At 65.0% G+C, this 22755-nt stretch carries 15 protein-coding genes; 2 read left to right on the forward strand and 13 right to left on the reverse strand.

What is annotated here, in order from left to right; translation table 11 throughout:
• The first annotated feature begins 964 nt into the window (after positions 1-964).
• Positions 965-1609 (forward strand): hypothetical protein, encoded by a 645-nt coding sequence (locus H8S45_RS07275; protein ID WP_054326500.1) that lies wholly within the window; start codon positions 965-967, stop codon positions 1607-1609.
• Between the two features lie 28 nt (positions 1610-1637).
• Positions 1638-1874, forward strand: a complete 237-nt coding sequence (locus H8S45_RS07280) for a hypothetical protein (protein ID WP_054326499.1) — start codon at positions 1638-1640, stop codon at positions 1872-1874.
• 1004 nt (positions 1875-2878) lie between these two features.
• Here the strand turns inward: H8S45_RS07280 and H8S45_RS07285 are convergent.
• From H8S45_RS07285 to H8S45_RS07345, 13 genes are read right to left on the reverse strand one after another with little or no spacing between them, the layout of a single operon-like run.
• Positions 2879-4369 carry a PP2C family protein-serine/threonine phosphatase gene (locus tag H8S45_RS07285; RefSeq protein ID WP_054326498.1) on the reverse strand — a complete coding sequence of 497 codons (1491 nt, stop codon included), beginning with the start codon at positions 4367-4369 and terminating at the stop codon, positions 2879-2881.
• Positions 4370-4384: 15 nt separating this feature from the next.
• Complete coding sequence (locus tag H8S45_RS16260) at positions 4385-6550, reverse strand: ATP-binding protein (protein ID WP_054326497.1); 2166 nt, start codon at positions 6548-6550, stop codon at positions 4385-4387.
• 14 nt (positions 6551-6564) lie between these two features.
• Complete coding sequence (locus tag H8S45_RS07295) at positions 6565-6942, reverse strand: DUF4280 domain-containing protein (RefSeq protein ID WP_054326496.1); 378 nt, start codon at positions 6940-6942, stop codon at positions 6565-6567.
• Positions 6943-6953: 11 nt separating this feature from the next.
• Positions 6954-8270: a DUF4255 domain-containing protein gene (locus tag H8S45_RS07300; protein WP_054326495.1), complete on the reverse strand. Its 1317-nt coding sequence runs from the start codon at positions 8268-8270 to the stop codon at positions 6954-6956.
• A 20-nt stretch (positions 8271-8290) separates the two neighbouring features.
• A complete protein-coding gene (locus H8S45_RS07305) occupies positions 8291-10621 on the reverse strand; it encodes an MORN repeat-containing protein (protein ID WP_054326494.1) in 2331 nt (776 codons plus the stop codon).
• Positions 10622-10668: 47 nt separating this feature from the next.
• Positions 10669-11085 (reverse strand): hypothetical protein, encoded by a 417-nt coding sequence (locus H8S45_RS07310; RefSeq protein ID WP_054326493.1) that lies wholly within the window; start codon positions 11083-11085, stop codon positions 10669-10671.
• A gap of 15 nt (positions 11086-11100) precedes the next feature.
• The gene (locus tag H8S45_RS16740) at positions 11101-13683 is read right to left on the reverse strand and encodes a HAMP domain-containing protein (RefSeq protein WP_186949866.1); all 2583 of its coding nucleotides are present in this window, start codon (positions 13681-13683) and stop codon (positions 11101-11103) included.
• Between the two features lie 4 nt (positions 13684-13687).
• On the reverse strand, positions 13688-14416 hold the full coding sequence (locus tag H8S45_RS07320) for a hypothetical protein (RefSeq protein ID WP_147574061.1): 729 nt from the start codon (positions 14414-14416) through the stop codon (positions 13688-13690).
• Positions 14417-14444: 28 nt separating this feature from the next.
• Entirely contained in the window at positions 14445-16226 is a 1782-nt protein-coding gene (locus H8S45_RS07325; RefSeq protein ID WP_147574060.1) for an Ig-like domain-containing protein, read from the reverse strand.
• Complete coding sequence (locus tag H8S45_RS07330; RefSeq protein ID WP_054326486.1) at positions 16223-17320, reverse strand: hypothetical protein; 1098 nt, start codon at positions 17318-17320, stop codon at positions 16223-16225. Before H8S45_RS07330 ends, H8S45_RS07325 begins: the two co-directional genes overlap by 4 nt.
• A gap of 29 nt (positions 17321-17349) precedes the next feature.
• A complete protein-coding gene (locus H8S45_RS07335) occupies positions 17350-19407 on the reverse strand; it encodes a baseplate J/gp47 family protein (RefSeq protein WP_186949868.1) in 2058 nt (685 codons plus the stop codon).
• A 30-nt stretch (positions 19408-19437) separates the two neighbouring features.
• Complete coding sequence (locus H8S45_RS16745) at positions 19438-22329, reverse strand: baseplate J/gp47 family protein (protein ID WP_054326484.1); 2892 nt, start codon at positions 22327-22329, stop codon at positions 19438-19440.
• On the reverse strand, positions 22326-22745 hold the full coding sequence (locus H8S45_RS07345; RefSeq protein ID WP_054326483.1) for a GPW/gp25 family protein: 420 nt from the start codon (positions 22743-22745) through the stop codon (positions 22326-22328). The genes H8S45_RS16745 and H8S45_RS07345 overlap by 4 nt, the downstream gene beginning before the upstream one ends.
• Between the last annotated feature and the right edge of the window lie 10 nt (positions 22746-22755).

Consider the following 22755-nt stretch of genomic DNA (forward strand, 5'->3'; position numbering starts at 1 on the left):
TTACGAGGAGATCGAGCCCTGCCTCCGCGAGCCCCTCAGCGACGGCTGGAAGAGCGTGCATGAGCTCCCCAGACGCGGCCTCTTTATTGATTGACCCTTTCTCTTTTCTTCTTTTTTCTCAATATGCCGCTGTAACTGGCCTTGGCCGACACGGTGGTATACTCCTCATATCCCTCCGTGGATAACAGCAAAAAGGGACGTTCTGCAGAACGTCCCTTTTTAGTTATTATGTCTACTGCCGACCTGCAACCCACATGCTATCATACTTTTCCGACCGTTAGTTACCCTCCTCTCAACTGTTTTATTGATTCTCAGTTAAGGCTCGGTTGTTTTTGAAATTCAGCTTTCCCATAATTACAGATAAGCCGCTTACGAGCTTTATACTGAAATCGGGAAAAAACCTATTATCAATTTTTCCCATATACGGCTACATAGGTATTTTGATCTTCCTCAGCATGCTGATCAATTATATCTGGCAAAGCGCGGAAAAAGGCATGCTCCTTCCGCTGGGCGAAAATCCCTGCGGCTGCCGGCTGCCCCCATACGTCCCTCGCATCTTTGCAAAATCAATATTTCGTCTAATCCTCTCCACCGCGCACAACGGAACGCGCCCGTTTCCCGTCTAACTTTCCCTGCCTATTGTGGGACGGGCGAAAAACGCTATAATTTGTATGATTTTACATAGAAAAACAAAATATCGATTTCGACTTCTTTAACGCCGTAGTGCTGGCTCTGTCGGGCTGCTACAGTGTGCTGGCGGCTCTTTTCGATCCGGATACCGCCATCTCCATATTCGGCACCGCCTACTGGTTCCCCCCAGATCGCTGCAGGGCTTTTTGTTGCCCAGCGGCCGGCCGGACAGTTCTGGTGCATCTTTTTCCTGCGACGCGGTTTCCATCCTGAGTTCTACCGCAGGCTATGTGATCGGGTCCTGGTTTTCCCCTTTGACACCGCGAATCCCGGCATGCTTTGCGTGCGCAACCTGGGCATCATACTGGGGACAGTCTTTGCGGTGCGCTTCCGGACTCCCCGCTTCCAGCACCTGTGGCGCGCCGAAAGGGTACCTTGGACACCGCTGGCCATGACGGTGTTCATGCTGGAGCTGATGATCCTCGCCATGACCACCTATCCCGAGCTAATCTTCTACCGCAGGGGCGAGCATATCAATCTGCTGCACGTATGCGCAGTCAGCGGCGCGGTGCTGTTCATGCTGGTGATTTGCCTGAGTCGGGTAAAGGCCTCTGCGGACCACGCCAAGGAACATGAGGTCCAACTGGCCATGTCCGAACGGTATTACGCCGAACTTACGACCCAGCCGCAGGGAAACCGCATCCGGCTTCACGATTTACGCCACCATGTCAACGTCTTGAGCGGCCTGTGCAGCCAGGGCGATATGGCGGGGAGCGTTTCCTATATCGCGGGAATAGAGCAGTCCATTCCACCCTCCCGCTACCGACACTATTGCCTCAGCGGCGCGGTGAACGCGCTGCAAAAAGCACTGGGAGCGATGGAAAAGCAGCCGCATGCTACCGCGCCTCCGCGGGCGACCGCCGTACCATACAACGAAATGCGGCGGCAATATTGCAAAGTCCCCTTTACGCTGTCATAAAATACAAAGCAAGCAGCGGAGAAACGCTTTGTTTCACGCAGTATCCAAGCAACAGCGGCTGGATGATTACCTCAAGGCGCTGGATATGGCGAGCAAATATATGGACGAACTGTGTCGGGAGGACGCAGGGAGCGACGCACTGCCAGCATGGCTGCGGAGCTACAGCGGCAAACTGGAAGAACTGTTCGGAAGCTATATTGTGGACCCTTACGCCGTGATCGGCGGAAAGATTATTGCGCCCCCTGTGGAGGGATGCGGCGTATGATTACGGCTCCGCCGACTAGTACCGCAGTACTCTGTCCGCCGCCGGGATCGTATTCAGCGACATATACATAGATGCGATTTCACCATCTCCCGCAATCTGGAAGGGTGGGGGACGTGCTGGCCATGGATGTGTGCCTGACCAACGAAAGCGTCATGGATATCGAATACGCGGTTCCCGAAAGCTATCATTCACACAGCTTTGCAGCCGCCGTCTTGCCTGGAACAGTTTTACCACCGAGTTCACCCGACACAGCACCATATAGGGGACCACTGGCTTGCTGATGATATCCATGCCCCCATCTCGTAGGCGGCTTTCATGGAGGCGTCCGGCTCGGCTGTAATGAGGAACACAGGAAGCGTTTCCAGCAGGGCCAATCCTCCTCTTTCAGCCCCCGCAGGGCTTCCAGGCCGTTGTTATCCGGCCTGAACACATGCAGCAGCACCGCGCACGAATGGCCACGCCCCCGCAAGATGGCCTGCAGTCCGGAGCGGCCGTTGTCCGCCTCCTCGCTGGCATACTATTGTGAGAATAAATGCTGCAGTATCCCTCAGTTGATTTCGTCATCGTCAATAATCAGAATGGTATTCATATCAGATGCACACGCAGACAGCTGATTAATACGTTCCATGTAGCGTTTCCTCCTGTTCCAGACATCCAGCACAGGATGGAGCCTTACAGCCGCCGCTCTGCTGGGGACGCGAGGCGTGCTGCACCGGATGTTGAAAAATTTATCGCTGTAAAGTTATTTTTGTTATACCATTACCGTCCGGCAAATTTCAAGCGGGGCCGCCCGCATGGACGGCATATCGGCGCCGGATACGGCGTTACGGCTCAGAAAGTCATCAATCTGCGGGGCGCGGACGCGATCAGTACCGGCGCGTTGCCGCCGTTGTCCCTCCCGCCTGTTATCTCACATGCAAAAGCACCGTCCGACTCCTTTGTCGGGCGGTGCTTTCACACCATAGGAAGGCTTCAAGCCGCAAGGCCCCGCACGCCATATCGGTTCAGCTCAGGAAGCACACAATGGTGATCGTGTCCCGCTCCTTCCCCGGTTTGAAGGTGATGTAATCCGCATTGTCTCGGATGAAGCTGACCGCGTTTCCCGCCGGCTCCGCGTCCGCGGACTCCATCGGATCCACGCCGTCCAGCACCGCCGTTACACGAATATTGACCATCTGCGCATCCGGCGCTACGCCGCACTCCACCATCACATGACTGTCCGGCTCCGCCCTGCGGCAGCAGAGCGCAAACACCTCGTCCACCACGACCGCTTCGCGCGCATAGTGCCGCTTGTCGATGCCGTTATCTTCGAACTGCTTTTTGAGGAACGCGGTCACCTCGCCTGCACACTCCGGCCGTGCGGGTACGTCGCAGTGCGCCAGCTCCTTATCGCCCTTGCAGAACAGCAGGGTAAGCAGGGCAAAGCCGCCGTTGTCCCGTCCGCTGCTACAGTGCGCCAGCGCGTGATCGGCCACAAAGCGCAGCAGTTCGCCGCTGTCCAGATTTTTGCTGCGGCTGGTATTGAGGTCGGCGCGCAGGCGCTGCCCGCCATAGGCCTCGCCCGTCCGGTCAGGCAGGTCGGTCAGCCCCGCTGTGTTCAGGAAGATGCGGTCCCCCTGCTTGAAGCGCAGCTCCTGCGAGCGGTAAGACACGTTCTCGTTCATGCCCAGCGGCGCATAGACCGGCGCCTCCAGCCACTCATAGCGGTCCTCGTTGCGCATGAACAGCGGCTGTTGCTGCCCCGCGTTGACATAGGTAAAGCGCCCGTCCGCCGTGCTGAGCGTGGCCACCAGCGCGTTCAGGCTGAACTGGCTGCCCAGGTCGTACAGCTGGGTGTTCACGTCCGCCATCGTTTCCTCCAGCGAGCGCCCCTGCCGCAGGCGGCTGCGGATGGTCGTCTGTGCGATGACCATGAACAGCGCTTCCGCCACGCCGCCGCCCGGCGTCTGCCCCAGCACGATGCACAGCAGGCCGGGATCGATAAAGAAATAGTCGTAAAAGCGGCAGTCCCGCCCCATGCCCTGCTCGATCAGGCCGCTCACCTCAAAGTGCGCGCGGCTGGGGATATCGGGCAGCACCTGCGGCAGGGCGGACGCGCAGATCTCCTCCGCCATGCTGCGGCGCGCGCGCTCCTCAGCCTCCTGTGCGGCCGAGCGGCAGGCCTGTTCCAGCCGGTCATCCTCCCGCTCGGCCAGTCGCTGCACAGCCTGCGCCAGCGCGCCGACTGCACCGCCGCGTCCGGTCAGATCGGGCGGGAGCGCGTCCTCCTCGTCCGCGGCGCATCGTTCGACCGCTTCGCGCAGGTCGTCCAAACCGTCGTCCGCCCCGTCCCGCAGCAGACGCAGAGCCCACGCCGCCAGCACAGCGCCCACAGCCGCCATTCCGACACAGGCCGCGACCAACCCTGCAGACGGCCGCACCGCCGCCAGCAGCAGGATATCCACGGTGGTCGCTGCCAGCACGCCAGCCAGTATGTTGCGTTGTTGCTTGTTCATCTTGCATCCTCTCCGTTACGGGGCCTGTTCCCCCTCGTCTGTCAGCAGGTCGGCATACTCGCGCAGCTCCTCCCGCACGACGACGATGTCGTTTTTCTTCATTTCGCCCACCGCGGCGCGCAGCAGGTGCCGCATGCCGATCGGTCTGTCCTCGCCCGCCGCCATGAACGCGGCCGACAGCACGATATTCTTGATATGCCCGCCGGACAGCTCGAACTTCTCCGCCAGAAAGCCCCAGTCGATATCCCCGGCCAGCGGGGTGGCGGAGGGCATCATGCGCCGGTAGATATCCTCGCGCATACGGCGGTCCGGAAAGGGGAAATTCACCACATAGGTGATGCGGCGCATGAACGCCTCGTCGATGTTGCCGATCAGGTTGGTCGCCAGGATGCACACCCCGTCGTACTCCTCGATCTGCTGCAGCAGGTACGCAACCTCGACGTTGGCGTTGCGGTCGTGCGAGTCCTTCACCTCACTGCGCTTGCCGAACAGCGCGTCGCATTCGTCAAAAAACAGGATGCAGTTGGAGTTCTTCGCCTCGGCGAACACCGCCTGCAGGTTTTTCTCGGTCTCGCCGATGTATTTGCTGACGATCTGCGAAATGTTGATCTTGTACATCTCCATGTTGAGCTGGCGCGCGATGATCTGCGCGCACATGGTCTTGCCCGTGCCGGGCGCGCCCGCAAACAGGATGGACAGTCCGCGGCCATAGGCGACCTTTTTTTCAAAACCCCACTGATGATACACGCGGTAGCGGTAGCGGATATGCCCGCAGGCCTGCTGTATCAGCCGCTTCTGCGCGGAGGGCAGCACCACGTCGTCCCAGGTATACGCCGCCGGCACGCGGTGCGCCAGATCGCCCAGCTTATGCACCACCTGCCGGTAGCAGGCGGCATGCAGCCGCGCGCCGTCCAGCAGTTCCTGCCCGTCCAGCGCCGCCATTCCCGCCGCCTGGCGGCAGGCCTGTCGGATCTGCTGTGGGGAGAAATGGAACTTGGCCGCCAGCTCCTCGGCGGTCACGTCGGGCGCCAGGCGGCTGTCCCGCAGGTGGGTGCGGAACAGTTCGAGCCGCTCGCTCTCGGTCAGCGGCGGCAGTTCCAGATCGACGGTCAGCCGCTGCACCCGCGCCCGCACCGGCAGGCGCGACAGCAGGAACAGGCGTTCCCTGCCGGTTTCCATAGCGCAGAGCGCGTCCACTAACTGCTGCGGTGCGGCGATCCGGTCGCCTGCCTCGTTTTCCCGATCCAGATGGTAAAAGCACAGATAGGCGTCCAGCAGGCAGGCCGCGAGCGCGGCCTCCCCGGCGCGCGCGCGCCAGTCCTCCCCTTCCAGATCGGCGAACACGCCGCGCTGCCGGTGCCGCGCCAGCAGGTGCTTGATCTGGAACAGCTTACCGCTGCCCGCCCCGCCGGACAGGCAGAGTACGCAGGGCAGGCGCTCCTCCATCATGCGGTCCAGCCGCCGCGCAACCTCCCCCTGCACGATGAGCGGGCCGTCTGGGCGGCCCGCCGCCCCGTCGAACACCGTCAATCCCTGCCGGCCCGCGATCGTCCCACCGGAAAGGTATTCCAGCGTCAGCGGCTGCAGCACAAGCTCGCCCCGCGCCAGCGCGTCCGGCTCGAACAGGCGGGAAAACCGCCCCTGCCAGGCGAATCGCGCCAGATACTGCTCCATATCGCCGCCCTTAGGCAGGAAAAGCTGCACCGCCAGCGCGACACCCGGGCTTTTGCGGGTCATATCGTCTTGCAAGTAGGCGAGCAGCTTTTCATATTTGCGGTCGAGCACAGCCGCGTACGCCAATATCACGCAGTTCTGCTCGAACGCATCCAGACCGCAGCGCTCGAACAGACGCAGCAGCGGGATATCCGCTCCGCCCTTGCGCCCCAGCCGCAGGGCGATCGCCGCCTGCGCCTCCCCAATCTGAGCGCTCTCCTCCGGCTCCAGTTCCTCCTCCAGCCCCATCTGGGCGGATCGGGCGAGCTGGTGCTCGAACTCCTCGCGCGTCACCACCAGCCCGAGCATGTTTTTCATCTCGCTCGCTGGGCCGAGCCATTGATGGTGCGCGTAAAAATAGTACAGCCGCAGGTCGAGCCACACGAACAGGTCGCGCATCAGCGCCCATTGGCTGTCATACCCCGCGCCGGTCGTCAGGTCGACCGGCCGGATTTCCTCCGCCCGCATCGCGTCTCCTCCTTTTACGGTGTTTTGACCGTCACCGCTGGCGTCATCGTCACCTGAATCACGCCGCCGTACTGGCACATCAGCTTGCTCGCGTTATTGAGCAGTGTTTTACCGCAGACCGCGACGGTCGGCGCGCCGGGCGTCCACGGCGCGACGGTTACCGGTATGCAGGCGCTGGGCGTCAGCACACCCAGCGCAGCGGCGGTCGCCGCCGCGACCGCCGGATTGGCCGGGCAGGAACACATACCGAAGGTCGTGCATTTGTTGTCCATAATGGTCGCCGCGGGCATGCTGCCCATCATGACCGTCTGCTGAGAAACGACCGGCAGCACCATCGGCACGGTGCCGAACGAACAGGTGCATACCGCTGTATTGACGACTGGATTTGCCATGCTTTTTCTCCTTATTCAAACCGCAGGATGACTGCCTGCTCCCCGTCCGTGACGGGCTCAGCGTACTGTATGCTGCCGCCGCAGAACACGGCCAGCCGTGCCGCCTCGCGCAGCATCATGCTGAGGCGGCCCTGCCCGTCCGTGCGATACTGCTGCGCGGGCAGGAGCGCCCTGCCGCGCGTGTGCGCGTGCGCCAACGGCGCGGCCAGACGGCCTTCCTCTCCCTCGACCGCCTGCAGGTGAACCAGCTCGGGCGCCTCTTTCTCCTCAAGCAGGAATACGCCCGGCACGGGCAGCGTGTCCGCCCCGCCCCGGCAGAACAGGCGCAGCGTCTGCGCGCCCTGCTCCGCCTTATCCTGCGCCAGCTTGAGCGGCGCGGACTCGGCCGCCGCCAGCCAGACCGGCTGGTCCGCCAGCGGCTTCCCGCCGCGCGTGACAGTCAGGCGCACCGTGGCCGCGTCCTTGCCAAAGGGATAGCCCAGCCCTGGCTTGAGGTCGGCGCTGCCCTCCCACACCGCATCGGGCTGGATCTCCATGACCAGCTCCTCGGTCTGGAAGCCGCGCAGGCTGACCGACAGGGTATGCCGACCGGCCGGCAGATCGGTCCAGACCCGATAACCGCCCTGCTTTGCCTGCGGCTGGCTGGGCGCGCCATCCACGCGGAACAGCGCGCCGCTGTTTTCGACCGGCGTACCCAAAAATCCGTCCCGCAGCCGCAGCACCGCGCTCACGCGGCGCTGCACTTGGCCCTCGTGCGCCTCCGGATCGATCGCGACCTTGAAATCGGTGACGCGCGCGATGCGGCGCTGCCGACGGGAGGCGATCGTCACGCCGGTGACCATGAGTACGAAAGACAGCTTGTATTCCTTGGAGGTGTTGTTCCAAATCTTGAGCAGCTGTTCGAGCGGCACCTTCTCCACCGCCAGATGGAGCTGCGCGCGCTCCTCCGCGAGCGAGCCGGCCAGGTACCGCTGCGGCACGACCGGATTGTCCCGCAGGGTCTGGATCGCCGCACCGATAATGCGGTGCTGGTCGGCCTGCCGGAGCTGCGCCGGCGCTTTGGAATGGGCGGTCGCCAGATAGCGCAGGGTATACTGCGCCGCCGTGCGGCGCTGGGTGTTCTGGTCCATCTGGTAATAGCCGCTCGTCATGTTCTGATTTTCTTCCTCGATATGATACAGGTACAGCGTTAGCTGGTTGTTCTCGCTCTCATGTGGAGAGCACAGCGCGATTAGCTCGCGGTTGCCCAGCGGCTCGGGGGTCAGGCTGTCGCGCAGCAGCTCCACCACTGCGTTGCCCGCCTCGACGATGGCAGTATAATCAGCCAAGCCCGTTCACTTCCTTTCCGTTATTGTGCGGATGTATCGTACAGCGGAAGCAGCGCCTCCGCCAGCCAGTCCTGCGTGCGCGATACCCAGCCGCCGGTCAGCTCGTTGAGCGTATTGGCCTGCCGGGTGAACACGCCGACCGCCTGATAGAGCGCGGTCTGGCTGTCCGCGCGCGCGGAGAGCGCTTCGTACCATCCCGCCTTGCTGCCCGTACCCATCGCATAGGCGCCCGCCGCGTCCGACGCCGCGGACGCGGCCTGCTCATAGGTGGACCGCGCGCTGTTTACACCGCTATATGCCGCCGTAAGATCGGCCAGCGCCGTTTTAAGCGCCAGCGTGCGCGCGTCGTCCGCCGCGCTGTCAGCACTGTCCGCATCGCCGCCGGCCTGCGCATAAGCGGCGGCCACCAGCGCCAGATCGTTGACCTGTAGCGTCGTCGGGTCGAACAGCACAGACAGCCCGCTCAGGTCGTACAGCGCGGGATCGCCGCCGCCCGCAGCGGCCGCCTCCATCGCAGCCTTGGCCATTTCGGTGGTGCAGACGCTGATCTGACCGTTTAGCTCAGTCTGGCGGCTCTGCAGCGCGGATACCGCGTCCGCACTACCCGTGCCGCTCGCCTGCGCGTTCTGCGCGTCGCGCAGCAGCTCCTGCGTGCGCGTCAGACTGCCCTCGAGCGCGGCGCGCTGCTCCGCGTTCTCCCAATAGTCCAACATCGCCTCGACCGCGCGCGCCGCGTCCGACGCGGTCGCGCAGCCGGAAAACGCGCCGCTCACGTCCGCCTGGCCGTAATACGGGTTTTCCGCGTTCTGCTGCACCGCGCCGGTGCCGTTCATCCGGTCGAGCGACGCCAGGAACGCCTCGAGTTGTGCCTGCTCCTTGGCCGCGGCCTCCGCTTCCGCCGCAGCGTCCGCATCCGACGCGGCTGGCAGGGCGGTGGCCAGCGCCCAGCGCACCAGCACGGCCTGGTCGTTTTTGCGCAGCACCTCGGCGTTGCAGCCGTCCAGCGCATAGACCTCGCTGGCATACGAGCCTGTGGACAGGTTCACGCCGTCGGTCTTGCTGTACTGCCGCGTGCTTACCGCGGGAGCCGGCCATCCATCCAGCGTCACGTTCGCCTGCCCCGGCAGCAGAGCAAAGCGGGATTCGCGCGGCGCGGACAGGTAGACCGTATGCACCGCCGGCTCGCTGTCCGCGGTCTGGTAGCTGCACAGCGCGGACAGGCCGATGGCGGGCGAGCTGATGACAAAGCCGCCGCTTACCTTGTCGTAGTCGGCCGTGCCGCTCTCGCCGAGCGCCTCGCGGAACTCCTCCGCGGTCAGCGTCACCAGCCAGGCGCCGTCCACGGTGCCGTTCGCCATCCGGCCGACATAGGCGGTCTTGCCGCTCTGGGTGTACAGGGTGCCGAAGCCCATGGGGACCGTGCCGTCCGCCTCGCCGTCGTAATACAGCCGTCCCGCCTTGTACCATTGGATTGAGCCGTCGGGCGCGCCGTCCGCAAATACCGCGTCGATCCGCTCGTTTTCCGCCGGATACAGGCTGCCCTCGCCGCTATACAGTCCCTGCGCGAAGCCGCCCTCGTATAGCTTGACGCCCTGCTCGTCGTATGCCGTCCCCTGGCCCTCATACAGGCCGTCCGCGAACGCACCTTTGTACTGCACGCCGCTGTTTGCGTAATACGCCATACCCTCGCCGGACTGTACGCCGCCGGCAAAGCCTCCCTCGTACAGCAGCACGCCGTCCTGATACAGCGTCCCTTCTCCCTCATACAGGCCGTCCGCAAACTCGCCCTCGTACAGCAGGAGCCCCGCCTCATAGGCCGTGCCTTTGCCCTCGCGGCGGCCGTCCGCGAACGCGCCCTCGTAAAGGAGCAGCCCCGCCTCGTCGTATTCCCTGCCCTGGCCCTGCAGCAGGCCGTCCTCCAGCCGTCCCTCATACAGGGGGAGGGTTTTCTCCGCATCCGAATAGACGACCACACGGCCGGTCCAGTTTTCGATGCGGTTGTCCCCCACATAAAAATGCGCGGTAAAGAAATGGCTCAGGAGGAACGGCCACGCCACGAAATACGCCAGCAGCGCCAGCACGATCACGCCGACCGCCAGCGTGAGCAAAAACTTTTTGGAAATGAACAGCCGTCCGGTCTCCACATAATCGCCGCGCGAGGTCGGCTTTTTGGCGATCGCAGCGGCGGACTGCAGCGAGTCCGCCGCCACCTTGGTCGCCTGCCGCGAAAAATTGGTGAGCCGTTTGAGACGCGCCCACAGCCCCACCAGACGGCGGGTGAAAAACGCACGGATCGTACGGAAAAATATCCCGAAAGACCGCAGCAGTTGTGTCAGCAAATGGCTCAGCAAAATGTGTTCCTCCTCAGGCGTGTACCCCTGTTACACGTCATACTCTCTCAGATGCTCAAAACGGAATAATGGACCAGCAGCCACAACGCGGCCAGCGCCAGTACCACCGCCGCCGCAAGCCCTGCCGCCCGCAACAGCAGCCTGCGCCGGTAATCCGGCGGGGTGTAAAGCGTCTGCTCCGGCGAGCGGCGGACATAGCCGTCCGCGCAGATGTACGGCCGCGCGCCCTCGTCCGGCGCGTCCCATGCCGCGTCGTCCTCCAGCTCCTCCGGCTGCCTGCCCGCGCGACGGCGCGCGGCATCGCGTCCCGCTCCGTCGATCGCGCTGTTGGCCCTGCCGGCCAGCCGGCTGATTTCACCGATCAGGCTGGTCTTGCGCCGCAGCTTTGCCGTCTCGCCCGCGGCGCGGTTTTTGACCGTGGATTCGATCTGTTTGCGGATGATGTCAAGCTGTGTCAAGCCCATCGCGCAGCCCTCCCGTCATATTCCATATTCCAGGCTGACCTCCTGCTCCGGCCGGCTGGCCAGCCGGTCAGCCAGATAGAGATAATAGCGCGCCCCGCCATCGCCCGGGTGGTCGTGCACCAGCTCGAGGAAGATGCGCTTGGCGGCGGCAAAATCATGGCTATACAGCGCGAACACACCCTGCGAAAACTGCCGGCCGGTCGTCTCTTTGCCGCGGCGCACGCCGTACGGGTCGCCGTCGAATATCTCGTAAACACGGAGCAGCTCGTCCCCCTGGCGGCTCTTGCCCATATAGCGGCTGCCATAGCCCGCCGCACCGGCGATCACGTTCTCCGTACACAGGATGCCCGCGTCCAGCCGCCCTGCCAAGCCGATCAGGTGGCGCGCGGTGGTAAAGCTGGCGGAGATCGTGGCCGGCTCCATCTGGTTCTCGTCGCCGACGACGCCGATCATCACCTCGCCCACGTCCAGCGCAATACGCAGCGTAACCGTCGGCAGGCCGTCGATCGCGCGCTGCTCGTTGAGCGAGAGCACCTCCTGCTGCACAGCTACCGCCGTGCTGACCGCGTCAGCCTCGCCGCCATCCAGCACCACGTCATAGCCATTGTAGGCGAAGTTGAACACCGTTCCACCCTTGCGCGCCACGATTGCGGCCGTGCGCTCGATCACCTCGTTGATGCTTTCAAACAAGGCGCGTGTGGCGTTGTCGTATACCCGTCCTGGGAACTCGAACCATACCTGCATCGCGGACATGCGCCGCGATGCGAACGTGCGCTTGTCAACCTCCAAAACCGAGTCCTTGCCCAGCAGGGCGAGCACGCGCTCGGGTACGAACCGCAGATAGGCGCGGATCACCCCCGCAAGGTTGTCCTCCTGCCGCTGCATGGCGCGCGCCATGCTGTTGAACGACGCGGCCAGCCCTTCCAGCTCGTCTCCGGTGGAAAGCGAAAGCCGCGCGGCCGTGTTCCCGCCGGACAACCGCTCCATCGCACGGCTGACGCAGCCCAGCCCGCGGCCGACCAACAACAGCACGATCACCGCCGCCGCCCAAAGCAGCGCGATACCCGCCCACAGGCCGGATATGACACGCGCTGTGTTATCCTCCAGCCGCGCGGCCAGCGCGCCGCCCGCCGCTGTCAGGAAAACCGCTTTCCCCTCCCGATACAGGCAGAGGCAGAACGCCTCCCCCTCCTGCGAGAAAGCGCTGCCGTTTAACACAGCCTGCCGCGCCAGCGCTTCGGAAAAGCCCGGCGAAAGCGCCGCCCTGCTCCCCGCCGGCAGCGCGCCGCCGCACACTATCCAGCCGCCCCCGCTCTGTTCGTATACCGCGGCCGTTACCGCCGCATAATCGCCCGAGGACAGGGCGCTCAGGCTGTTCTCGATCTGCGCGGGCAGTTCTTCGTCCGGCGCGCCGCTGTCCGCCGCTATCACCGCGGCGCCTGCCAGCACGCTTTCCACCTCTCGCACCAGATTGCCGCGCACCATCGGCCCGACCATCAGGCCGCCGGCCAGCGTGCCGGCCGCCAGCGCACACACGGCCAGTACGCCGCCCGCGCCGACCGCCAACGGCAGGAAGCTGTGCCGCCGGCCGCACAGCAGGTACCAGACCAGCGCCGTTGCCAGCAGCCAGCCGAGCAGCAGGCCGGCCAGTATCGCAATGCTGGCCGCGTCCGAGCGGTACAGCAGGCCGTTCAGCGAATCCACGCGGCTCTCGGTCACCCGTTCAAGCGTGCGCCCGTCCCGCAGCAGCAGCACGCTGCCATCCCCGCCGAACGACAGACTGTTCAGCCCGTCCAGCGTCGCGCTGCGCCCAAGGTCGAACACCTCCGCGCACGCCGTCCCGGCAAGGTCGCAATAAAACACCTTTAGGCTGGCGCTGTCTATGTAAAAAAGACCCGTGCCAACCTGTGTCAAATATGCCACTATGCAGTTGTCCAGGGAAAAGTCCACGCTCCTCCCGTCCAGCTCGAGCCACCCCGCGCCGCCGAGCGCGGCCGTCGCGTCCGCCAGCACCGCGGCCGCGGACGCGACGCGGGCGGGCAGAAGCTCGCCTTGCTGCAGGCCACTTCCCGCGCCGCAGCGGTATATCTGCGCCATGCCGTCATCCACCAGCACAAACTGCACCGCGCCGTCCTGCTCGCTGAAACCGGACAGGAACGTACCCTGCCCTGTCGCCGCGCCCGTGCAGGGATACACGAGCAGGCGCTCCGCTTCTCCGTCCGTCGGGATGCGGTAAACGGACAGGTTCTGCGATGCGCTGTCCGCCCGCTCATATACGCCGAGCCAAACCGCCCCGTCCGCCGCCGGATACAGGCCCGCGACCGTGCAGTCCACCGCTGAAACCGGCAGCTGTACGGTCCGCTCGCCCGTCCGCCGTCCGTCCAGCGTGCCGGTCGTCAGGCGGAAAGCGTCGTCCGTCCGGCTGACCACCGCGGCCGATCCTTCCCCGGCCGACGCAGCCAGATACCGTTCGGTCCCCCAGCCGTTGACCAGCACGGACAGGCAGTCCGCCGCGAGCGGCTGGAAGAACAGCGCCAGCACAAACGCGGCCAATATGCCGATGATGATGAATGATATCTTGTTTCGTGCCGCACCCACAGTTTTACCTCCGGTTTCGTCTGAACGCCCTCTTTATGTTTTTCCACAGGAACGCAAACCAGCGCTTGAACGCATTTTTTTGATCGAGCGCCTCGTATTCCACAGTAATATCCTCCACCGCCCGATGCCAGCCTGCGTACAGCGGAACGATGGACGGGAAATCCCCCCGTTCCAGCCGGCGGCAGAACGCGCGCTCCGCGTCCCCCTGCCGGAAGCGGGGCGCCAGTATCTTGCGCGCGTGGTCGGAGGCCAGCAGTGCCAGCTCGCGCGCGTTCATCGCCTCCATCGGGTGTATGCGAAAGCGCAGGGCGATGCGTTTTTCCCTCGCGTCCACCCGCACGTTATCCGCCAGCAGCGCCGCACAGCCGACCGCTGGCGGCAGGTCCGCCAACAGCAGCGCCTGGTGCAGGAGCTGCTCGGCAAAGGCCAGCCGGTCGCGCCAAGACCAATCCGCGCCGCGGTAAAAAACCCGATCGATCGGCACGCCGCCGCAGGGCCGGAATACCGCGGTCAGGCTCTCCTCCGCCAGAAAAGCCTCGCAAAAGGCCGGGCAGTCCTTTATCTCGGAGAAAAGCCGCGCATAGATGGGCAGCCACGCCCCCTCATAGATATTGAGCAGGCGCACAGGGGTTTCGCGCTCCGTGATATCCACAGCCTCTGCAAAGGCATAATCGTCTCCCGCCTCCAACACGCGGACGATCTTATACCGCCCGCGCACCATCACCGTTTCCATGCGCGCCCTCCTTTCCCGTTATCCTGCTTTATTCCACGATGACGAACGCGCTCGCCGTCACGCTCTCGTCCACGCCCGCGGTGGCGATGATCTCATAGGTACCCGCCAGTTCGGGCGCCTGATAGATGCCGTTGCGGTCGATCGCGCCGCCATTCTCCTCGCGCACCTGCCAGCGCACGCTTTTATCCTCGCTGCCTACCACGTCGGCCTCGAAGCGCAGCGTGCCGCGGCAGCTCACGCGCGAGAACTCCGGCGTGACGCTGATGCTCACCTTGCGCTGCGCCAGGATACGGCTGGTGTCCCGCTCGGGCTTCTGTGCGAAGTAATGCACGGTCAGGCGGTTGCCGTCCACGCTGTCGTGGAGCCACAGGCCGATGCGCATGGTGCCGCGCTCCGGATAGACCAGCGCCGCGGCCTCCGCCCAGGGCGGCGCGGCCGGCGCGTTCTTACCCTTGAATACCTCGCTGCTGCCGTACAGCAGGACGGTTTCATCGCCGCTCGCCTTGTCCTCAAATTCCACGCTCAGGCGAATATCCACCGCGCCCGGCCCCAGCCCGTGCGCGATCTCGTCCGAATACACGCGGCTGTTGACGCGGATGCCGCCCGGTAGGGTCAGGTCCACCGTGCCGTGCGCGACCGCGTAGTCATACTGCTCCGGAGAGGGGATGCCGAAGTCAAAATGCAGCGCTCCGGTCGCTGCCTGATAGACCGCCTTCACATCCGGCTTCTGCCAGTATTCCAGGCTGCGCACCGAGGTCGTGACCGCCTGCGGCCCGCCTCCCCCGCCGGTCTGCCCTGCCTGACGGCCGAGCGCCTGCCCGAACGGCAGATCAGTCACGCCGCTCAGAAACACGCCGCCCGCGGAGTTGATCAGCTCGAGCTTTGCCAGGTAGATCGGGATATCGCGGCCGAGCAGGCGACGGTCCAGATTGTCTGCCGTGCGCACGCGCGCGTCCAGGTCCGCCTGGTCACTGCACAGATGTACTCCGGCCTCGACCTCGATGTAGTTCTTATACCGGTGGCTGCCCAGCTCGAGATCAAGCTCGCCGCCGGAGGGGAACAGCTTGCTGTCCACATCGCGGAGCTGACGGGCGCGGAGTGTGAAAGCTGCCGTGTATACGCGGCGCTTTTCCTCCGGACTTTCGCTGAATTCCATGCACACACGGCCGTTCTCGCTTTCGACGAACGCGCTCTCGCCGTCCAGCCGGAAATGGACGGGCGGCGTTTTTTCGTTCTTGACCACCAGCATCTGTACCTCGAACTCCTGCCCGCCGCACACGTTGGACGGCACGCTCAGCACGAGCGTCAATTCGTTCGAGGCGTACAGCACGGTCACATTTTCGCGGCCGGCGGCTTCCAGCAGCTCCTGGTAGGCGGGCGACTGGGCGGTCAGGTACACGCGGCAGCCCTCGCGCGTCATATTGAACTGCCGGCTCTCGCCTGTATCTGCACCCACCGCGTTGACCGGCTCGATATCGGTCTCGTCATAGGCCATGCAGAGGTATCCTGTGCTCTGCCCGAGGAGCGACTCCTGCCCCTCGATCATCTGCAGCTTGCGCAGCATGGGTTCTTCGAGCATGATCATGCGCCCCTGATAGTCCAGCGCCATGCCACTCTCAATCAGCAGGGTTGTATCGTCGCTCGCCGCCACGCCGAGGCCGCACACCACGCCCGCGCCGAAGCGCAGCCGGTTGAACAGCTGGGTTTTGCTGCGGTTATAGCGCTGCTCGATCTCAAAATCACGCACGGTCAACAGCTTTCCATAAAAATACCGGTTGCGTTCCATGGGGAAAAAATCAGCATTGCTCATGTTGTCGCTCCTCCGATCGTTGTATCATAATGAATCGTGACGTTTTCGTCTATCACCGCAGGGACATAGCTGCCCACGCGCGAGTTGATGCCCAAGTAGGTATGCCAGTCAAGCTGCACGCACTGCTTAAGCAGCACCAGTTCGAGCGACATTCCCGCTGGGATCAGCCCCTGCATCCGCACCAAAAACCATTCCATCCGGTCGCGGCTGGCAAAGGCGTCCTCGTTCAGCAGGACGAAAAAGCGGTAGGGATCGTCGCCGTACAGCCTGCGGTACAGCACGGGGTTGCGGCACTCTGCCCGATTGGGGTCCACCATGAAATGCTCGATGATGAGCGGCTCCCGTCCGGTCAGGCGGTGTACGCTGCGCCGCACGCCCGCCACGGTGTACAGGGCTTCAAAGTCGTCCAGCGCGGTACGGATGCGCGCGCGCGCGTCCTTTTCCCCCTGTTCCACGCACACCCACTGCGCCAGACAGCCCAGCATCGCATCCGAAGCGCCCGCCGCGTCGAGCTGCCGGGGCAGGGCCTCCACCGCGTCCTCCATATCCTGAAGCATGCTGTTATAAATGGAAAGGTAACGCTGGGTGAAGTCGTCCCCCCGATAGATCGACGGCAGGTAGTCGATCATATGGTCGCCGCCCATGCGCAGGTGCAGCGCCGTGACAGAAGGCGCGCACGCGCCGGTCGCCGTCAGTTCGAAAGCGACCCACAGGTAGCGGCCGGCGCCGGAAAGCCAGCAGTCCGTGCCAGGCGGCTCGGGCGCGCCGTAGCAGCGCCGCAGCAGCGGCAGGGGATCGTCCTCCCCGGGCGCGTCAAAGGCGGCCTGCAGCGCCTCCCACGCGGCCCAGTCCGGCGCGTCCGCGCAGCGGGTATAGATGCGCAGCCCGCAGTCCTGCGGCAGCACGGCGTCCACGATCAGCCGGCTCCAGGCAAAGCCCTTCTCCCCGCTGTCCACGGGCGGCAGGCAGAACGCACCCGCGTGGTGCGGGGGTGGCAGCACCAGCGCGTCGCCCTCGCACGCCACATGGCGGAACAGCCCATTCTGCCACTGCTCGCGGCAGCATAATGTCATAAGATCCTTGATGGCGCTCATGTTTTCCCTCCTTTACGGGAGACCGGCGGCTATATGCGGCCGATCTCCACCTCCGCGCGCCGCAGCACGGCAACCCCGTCCGGTGGCACACGGATATCGCCCGCCGCGGTCTGGTACGCGTCCGGTCCCGCGCCGCGCAGCTCCAGCCTCTGCACCTCCAGCACGCCGGACAGCTTCTGCACCAGTGCCAGCATGTCGCTCCACCGCACCGGTGCGCCGATATCCGCACGCGCGGCCGACAGACGCGCTTCCAGCGCGTCCTCCACCGTGCGGCGGTCCAGCGTGCCGTTGGTACGCAACTGTACCGTGACATCCACGTCCACATACCGCGGGCCGATCGCCTGTGTGCGCACGCCGATCGTCCGGCGCTGCCCCAGCCGACGGGCCACCGCCGCCAGAAAACGCGTGTCCGGCGCGGGCCGCTTCTCCTCTGAGGCCGGAATCACGACCACCGTCACCATCGCGCGCCCGCGCGCGCCCACAGGCGCCTGCGGGTCATAATCCGGCAGCGCCTTGGCCGCCGCGACGCGCAGGCCTGGTGTGCGCCGCGCCTGCTCCTCATAATCGCCGGCAGACAGGCATTTCCCTGTATGGCAAAGCTGCCGCAGCAGCCGCTGCCCCGCCTCGGCCAAGGATTCCGCGTCCCGCCCGCCGCAGGCGGCGGTGTTGCCGGCCGGCTGGCCGCCGTCCTCGAAATACAAGCCCGCGTCCGCCGGTATATTGCCCATGCCGCACTGGGACACCGTCAGATCCATCACCAGCACCGAGCCCTTGCCCGGCACAACCATCGCGCCGTATCGCCCATTGCCGAAAGAAACCGTCTCCCGCACCGGATCGTAGGTGAACGCCCGGTCGCGCGGGCCGCAGGCATACAGGTCATCCACACAGTGCCACACCGCAGGACGGACCGCACCGTCCGGTTCGAGCGTCTGGCACAGCAGGCGGAAGCGCTGCGGCAGCACGGTCTGGCCGTCCAGATTCAGGTACAGTTCCTCCCCCGGCCGGCCCACGGTATCGAACAGCAGATCGTGTACCCGAACCGGATCCAGGCAGACCACTAACACATTGTCCGCCCCATCCATGGCTGCGGCCTGAGCATCAAGCAGCAGGGTACGTCCCTTCGCCACATTCTCCTCCTCATACTGTTCGAGCTGGGTCAGCCCCTGCGCCGTGCGCAGGAACACGGCCAGCTCTGCCGTGCGCGCGAGCGCGTCCTCCAGCGTGACCCGCTGCCCCGCGCCCGCTTCCATGGTGAACCAGTGGCTACGGGCGCGGGTCTGCTGCTGCGCCGCCTGATACCGGCGGTCGGACACGCCGCACAGGCGCGGCTGCTCCTCGCAGCCCGCACGAATGAGCGTCAGCCGCAGCCAGCGCAGGCCGTCCGCATCCGCGGGCCAGTCCACGGGCGCGGCCAAGCGCACATAACCGCTCCGGCTGAACGCATAGGTTTCATCGGAGAGCGGCCGCACCTGCGCCGCCCCCTCAAAGGTCCACGCGATGTCCCGCGGCGGATCCTGCCCCGCGTCGAACGGGTTGCGAGCCGCGCCCTGCGGCGGCGTTACGTCGAACCACAGCCGCAGCGTCCCGCCCGTCTCGCCGGAAAAGCCCAGCCGCAGCGCGCTGCCGCTCTGTCCGCTGAACAGAAAGGGCCGCAGCTCCATGCTGCCGGACAGCAGATCAGCCGCGTCCGTGGCGCGCCCCTCCTGCTCGATCTGCACGCGCTCGAGCGTCGTACGGCGCGCCATAATCGGCTCGAGCAGTTCAAAGCACACCTCCTGCCGGCTGGTCAGGCGGCTGAACGCGGGCCGCGCCTGCGTGTCCGCCGCCTCCAGCGCGCAGACCGCGGGCTGCGGCGGCGTGGGGCACACCCCGGCCAGCGCCAGCAGCCCCCGCCGCAGGGAGGGCGTGAGCTGGTCCATCTGGTATTGCTGCATCTCCTTATACCAGGCCATCAGCTCCAAAAGCGTGATGCCCGGGTCGTGCGCATTGTGGTCGGTCCACTGCGGACACAGCCACGGCAGGCGGCCGACCGCCTCGTGCATGATAGCCTCAAAGCGCTGGTCGTCCAGCTCGCGCGGGATCAGCACAGGCCGTCCCTCCTTTCCTGGTCAGTTTTTCTATCGCACCCGTACATAATGTACACCGCTGCGCACTACTGCATACGGGAAATCCGCATCATGCTCTAATGGGACGAGCCGCGCGCGGCCGTCCTCGTCAAACGCGCCCTCGGCCAGTATCCGGTCGATCGTATGCACGCCCGGCGTATCGCGTACCACGCGCCACAGCTCGTCCGTGCGGATCTGGCTGCCGATCCGGCGCTGCCGCCAGGTATCGCCGATCAGCGTTTCGATCCGGCGAATGATCTCCCGCTGGATCTCCGCCGCGCAGTCTATCTCCTCCAGTTCGACCGCGATGCGCGTGCTCACGGTGATCACGGTCGCCGGACAGACGTGCAGCCTGCCCTCAGCGGTCAGGCAACAACTGCACCGCTCCGCAAGGAAGGCATAGATGCGGTCGCACAGCCGATCGGCGGCGGGTCCGTCGTCCACGCCGGTCACGACCACGGTCACATGCCCGGGCGCGCGGGCGCCCTTTTCGTCCCGTCCGGAAAAGCATTTCACATGCAGCACCTGCGGGAAAGCCTCGAGTACCAGCTCTTCAAAATCGCTCGCGCCTGCCGCGCGGCCGCGGTGGCGCAGGCGCTTGTTGCCGACCGCCTCGATCCGTTCCTGTGGGAAGCGGTCGGTGCCGCCGCCCATCGGCGTGATGTTGACTACACCGCTGATGCGGGGCAGCGCGCCGACCAGCGCGTTCACCCGCCCCGCTGGTACATTGCCGCGCGCGCCGCCGCCGCTGACATAGCGGACGCAGACCGTGCGGTCGCCCGGGGCAGGCACGCGGCCGCGCCGCCCGTCGCCGAAGGACACCGTCCCCGCATACGGGTCAAGCACGAACGCGCGCGCGTCCGGTGCGGCCAGCGCCAAGTCGTCCACCTGCCGCCACCGCACCCAGCAGTGCGTCAGCACGCTGTCCGCCCATTCCAGACGCACGTCCTCGGGCTGTTGCTCAGCGAGGCGCTGCGCATCCGCCAGCGGCAGTGCGCCCGCCTCGTCCACCCATACCTCGCAGGTGGCCACGGGCGTGCGCAGGAGCGTAATCGTCTTGCCCGCGTCATAGGGCGCGGTGTTGAAATACAGAGCCTGCTCCCGCTGAAGCTGCCGCGCCGTGACCGTGTTCAGCCGCACCGCGGCGATGCACGGCTCCGGCCCCTGGAAGCCCGAGCTGCGGCTGACGCGCAGCCAGCAGCCCTCCGCCCCGAACAGGGAAACGCGCGGCAGGCGCTCAGGCAAGTACAGCATCACCTGTCCGGTGTGGTGCAGGTTGCCCGTCAGGTCAACGGCCGCGACCGCCTCGAACCGCTCGCCCGTGCAGCACTCCCAGACCAGCTTGTCGGTCAGCGGCACGCGGCCGACGACCTCGAACAGCAGGGAAAGCGGCATCGCGTGCGGCGAATGGTCAAACCGCAGGTACATGGCGCGCGGCGCCGACTCCATCGGCTCGAGCGCGGGCAGGTGCAGGTCGGTGATGCGGTCCGCGCCCTCGGCTACCGTGCGGCGGCCGTTGTTCTCCGCACCGCACTGTTCTGCGGGTACGAGCGCGTCGTACGCCCAGGACAGTTCGGCTCCACGCACGAACGGCACGATCCAGCGTGCATAATCGGAAAAGCGGTTTTCCACCTCGGCCACGCGGGCGCGGATATACAGGCCCGTCTCGGCGTTGACCTCGCACGGCGCGATGTCGTCCGGCACAGTGAAGCGGGTCTCGAGTACGCCGTCCCGCTTGCAGGAAAATGGATTCCTGTCGCCCTCGGTCTCCAGCCGCCGCCATCCGCCGCCGTTGTAATACTCCCACACCACGGCGGAGATATAGGCGTTGTCCGGCTTGCGCTCGACCGCGCCCCTTTTATCAATGATCGCCTGCGTAAAGTTATAGTGCGGCGGCTGCTCAGGCGGTTCCTCCGCAATCGGCGCGATATCCAGCCGCAGGTTGGCCGTTGCGCCGCGCTTGGTCAGCACCGTGTCCGACCGGATATAGAACAACGCGTATGGCATGGGCCGCTGGCCGAAGCAATAGCCGCCCTCCGGCAGCGCGATGGGCAGGTCGCCGCAAAACAGCGTATCCGCCCGGCAGCGCGCCAGCGGTGCGGAACGCAGGAGGGCGCCCTCGATAGTCAACGCCGCGTCCGGCCGGCCGGTGCAGCAGATGCACCGCCTGCCCGCCTCGTCCGCGTCGATCGACAGGCTGCTGTGCTTTTCCAGCACCAGCCTGCCGTTTTCCGCGCGCACCGTGTCGAACGGCAGGCTTTCACCCGCGTGCATATAGCTCCACTGTAGCGCGGCCAGCTTCTTTGCGCTCTCCTCTTCCAGATAGCGCGCGCTCTGCCGCAGCTCCAGCTCCACCGTACACGGGCAGTCCAGCCGCAGCATGTCCGGCTGGCTGAGCCAGAAGCGGTGGCGCTGCAGGTTATCTCCACAAGGGGTGAAAAACCGCTGCGGCCGCGTCAGGTCGGTCTTTTCCAGCCAGTCCGCCACACCATCCGCATAGTAGATATCCAGCAGGCGCGCTGGGGTGGCCTCGATGGCACGCTCGGTCTCATAAACGATATTGTCGCCCTGTCCGTCCGGCGTGAACACCTGCGTACCCGCCGGCACGGCCACCGGCTCCTCCACCGTTTCATGCACGGTGAACTGCAACGTGCCGGCGGCAGACGCGGGCGCGGGCGGACGGAAGCCGATCAGGTTGAGGAATTCGGTATACAGCTTTTCCGGTACGGAATTCATACGGTCAACCGTCTGCTCGAACATGCGGCAGAACAGCTCGGCCAGCGCCGCGCCCGGGTCGTCCTGCGCGTCCTCAAAGCGCCACTCCGGCGTGTAAGCCGCAGCCAGCGACCGGACCTGCCGCCGCAGAGTGTCCAGCGTGCGCGGGTCCAGCAAGGGGGTGTTCACAGCGCATTACCCCCTTCCGATCCTTCCGTCAGATAAAACGGATAAACATGGTTATAGCGATTGTTGGTGCTGCGCACCGTATAGCTGACCTCTACCACGATCGCGCCGGTCAGCCGGTTCAACTCGCGGCAGGCCACCTCCACGTCCACAATGCGGGGCTCCTGCAGCAAAAGCTGCTCGCGCACCTCATAGGAGATGCTCTGCATCATGGAACTGGAGGCGGCGGCAAAGGTATATTCGATCACGTTGGAACCAAAGCCGGGCCGCATCACGCGCTCGCCCTGCACGGTATTCAGGATGATGCCGATGGCCTCGCGAATATCCTCCTCCTGCCCGACCATAGCGAATTTGCCTGTGCGCGGGTCCACCTGCAGGGGGAATTTCAGGCCCCGTCCCAAAAACTCTTTGCCGTTCACTTGCTTCCAC

The sequence above is a fragment of the Agathobaculum faecis genome, from assembly GCF_014287995.1.
GTDB classification, from domain to species: domain Bacteria; phylum Bacillota; class Clostridia; order Oscillospirales; family Butyricicoccaceae; genus Agathobaculum; species Agathobaculum ammoniilyticum.

Coding starts and splice junctions, on each gene's coding strand:
- H8S45_RS07285 (WP_054326498.1), bottom strand. CDS start 4,369: ATGAACAAGCAACAACGCAACATACTGGCTGGCGTGCTGGCAGCGACC.
- H8S45_RS07325 (WP_147574060.1), bottom strand. CDS start 16,226: ATGAGCAATGCTGATTTTTTCCCCATGGAACGCAACCGGTATTTTTAT.
- H8S45_RS07330 (WP_054326486.1), bottom strand. CDS start 17,320: ATGAGCGCCATCAAGGATCTTATGACATTATGCTGCCGCGAGCAGTGG.
- H8S45_RS07310 (WP_054326493.1), bottom strand. CDS start 11,085: ATGGGCTTGACACAGCTTGACATCATCCGCAAACAGATCGAATCCACG.
- H8S45_RS07320 (WP_147574061.1), bottom strand. CDS start 14,416: ATGGAAACGGTGATGGTGCGCGGGCGGTATAAGATCGTCCGCGTGTTG.
- H8S45_RS07295 (WP_054326496.1), bottom strand. CDS start 6,942: ATGGCAAATCCAGTCGTCAATACAGCGGTATGCACCTGTTCGTTCGGC.
- H8S45_RS16260 (WP_054326497.1), bottom strand. CDS start 6,550: ATGCGGGCGGAGGAAATCCGGCCGGTCGACCTGACGACCGGCGCGGGG.
- H8S45_RS07275 (WP_054326500.1), top strand. CDS start 965: ATGCTTTGCGTGCGCAACCTGGGCATCATACTGGGGACAGTCTTTGCG.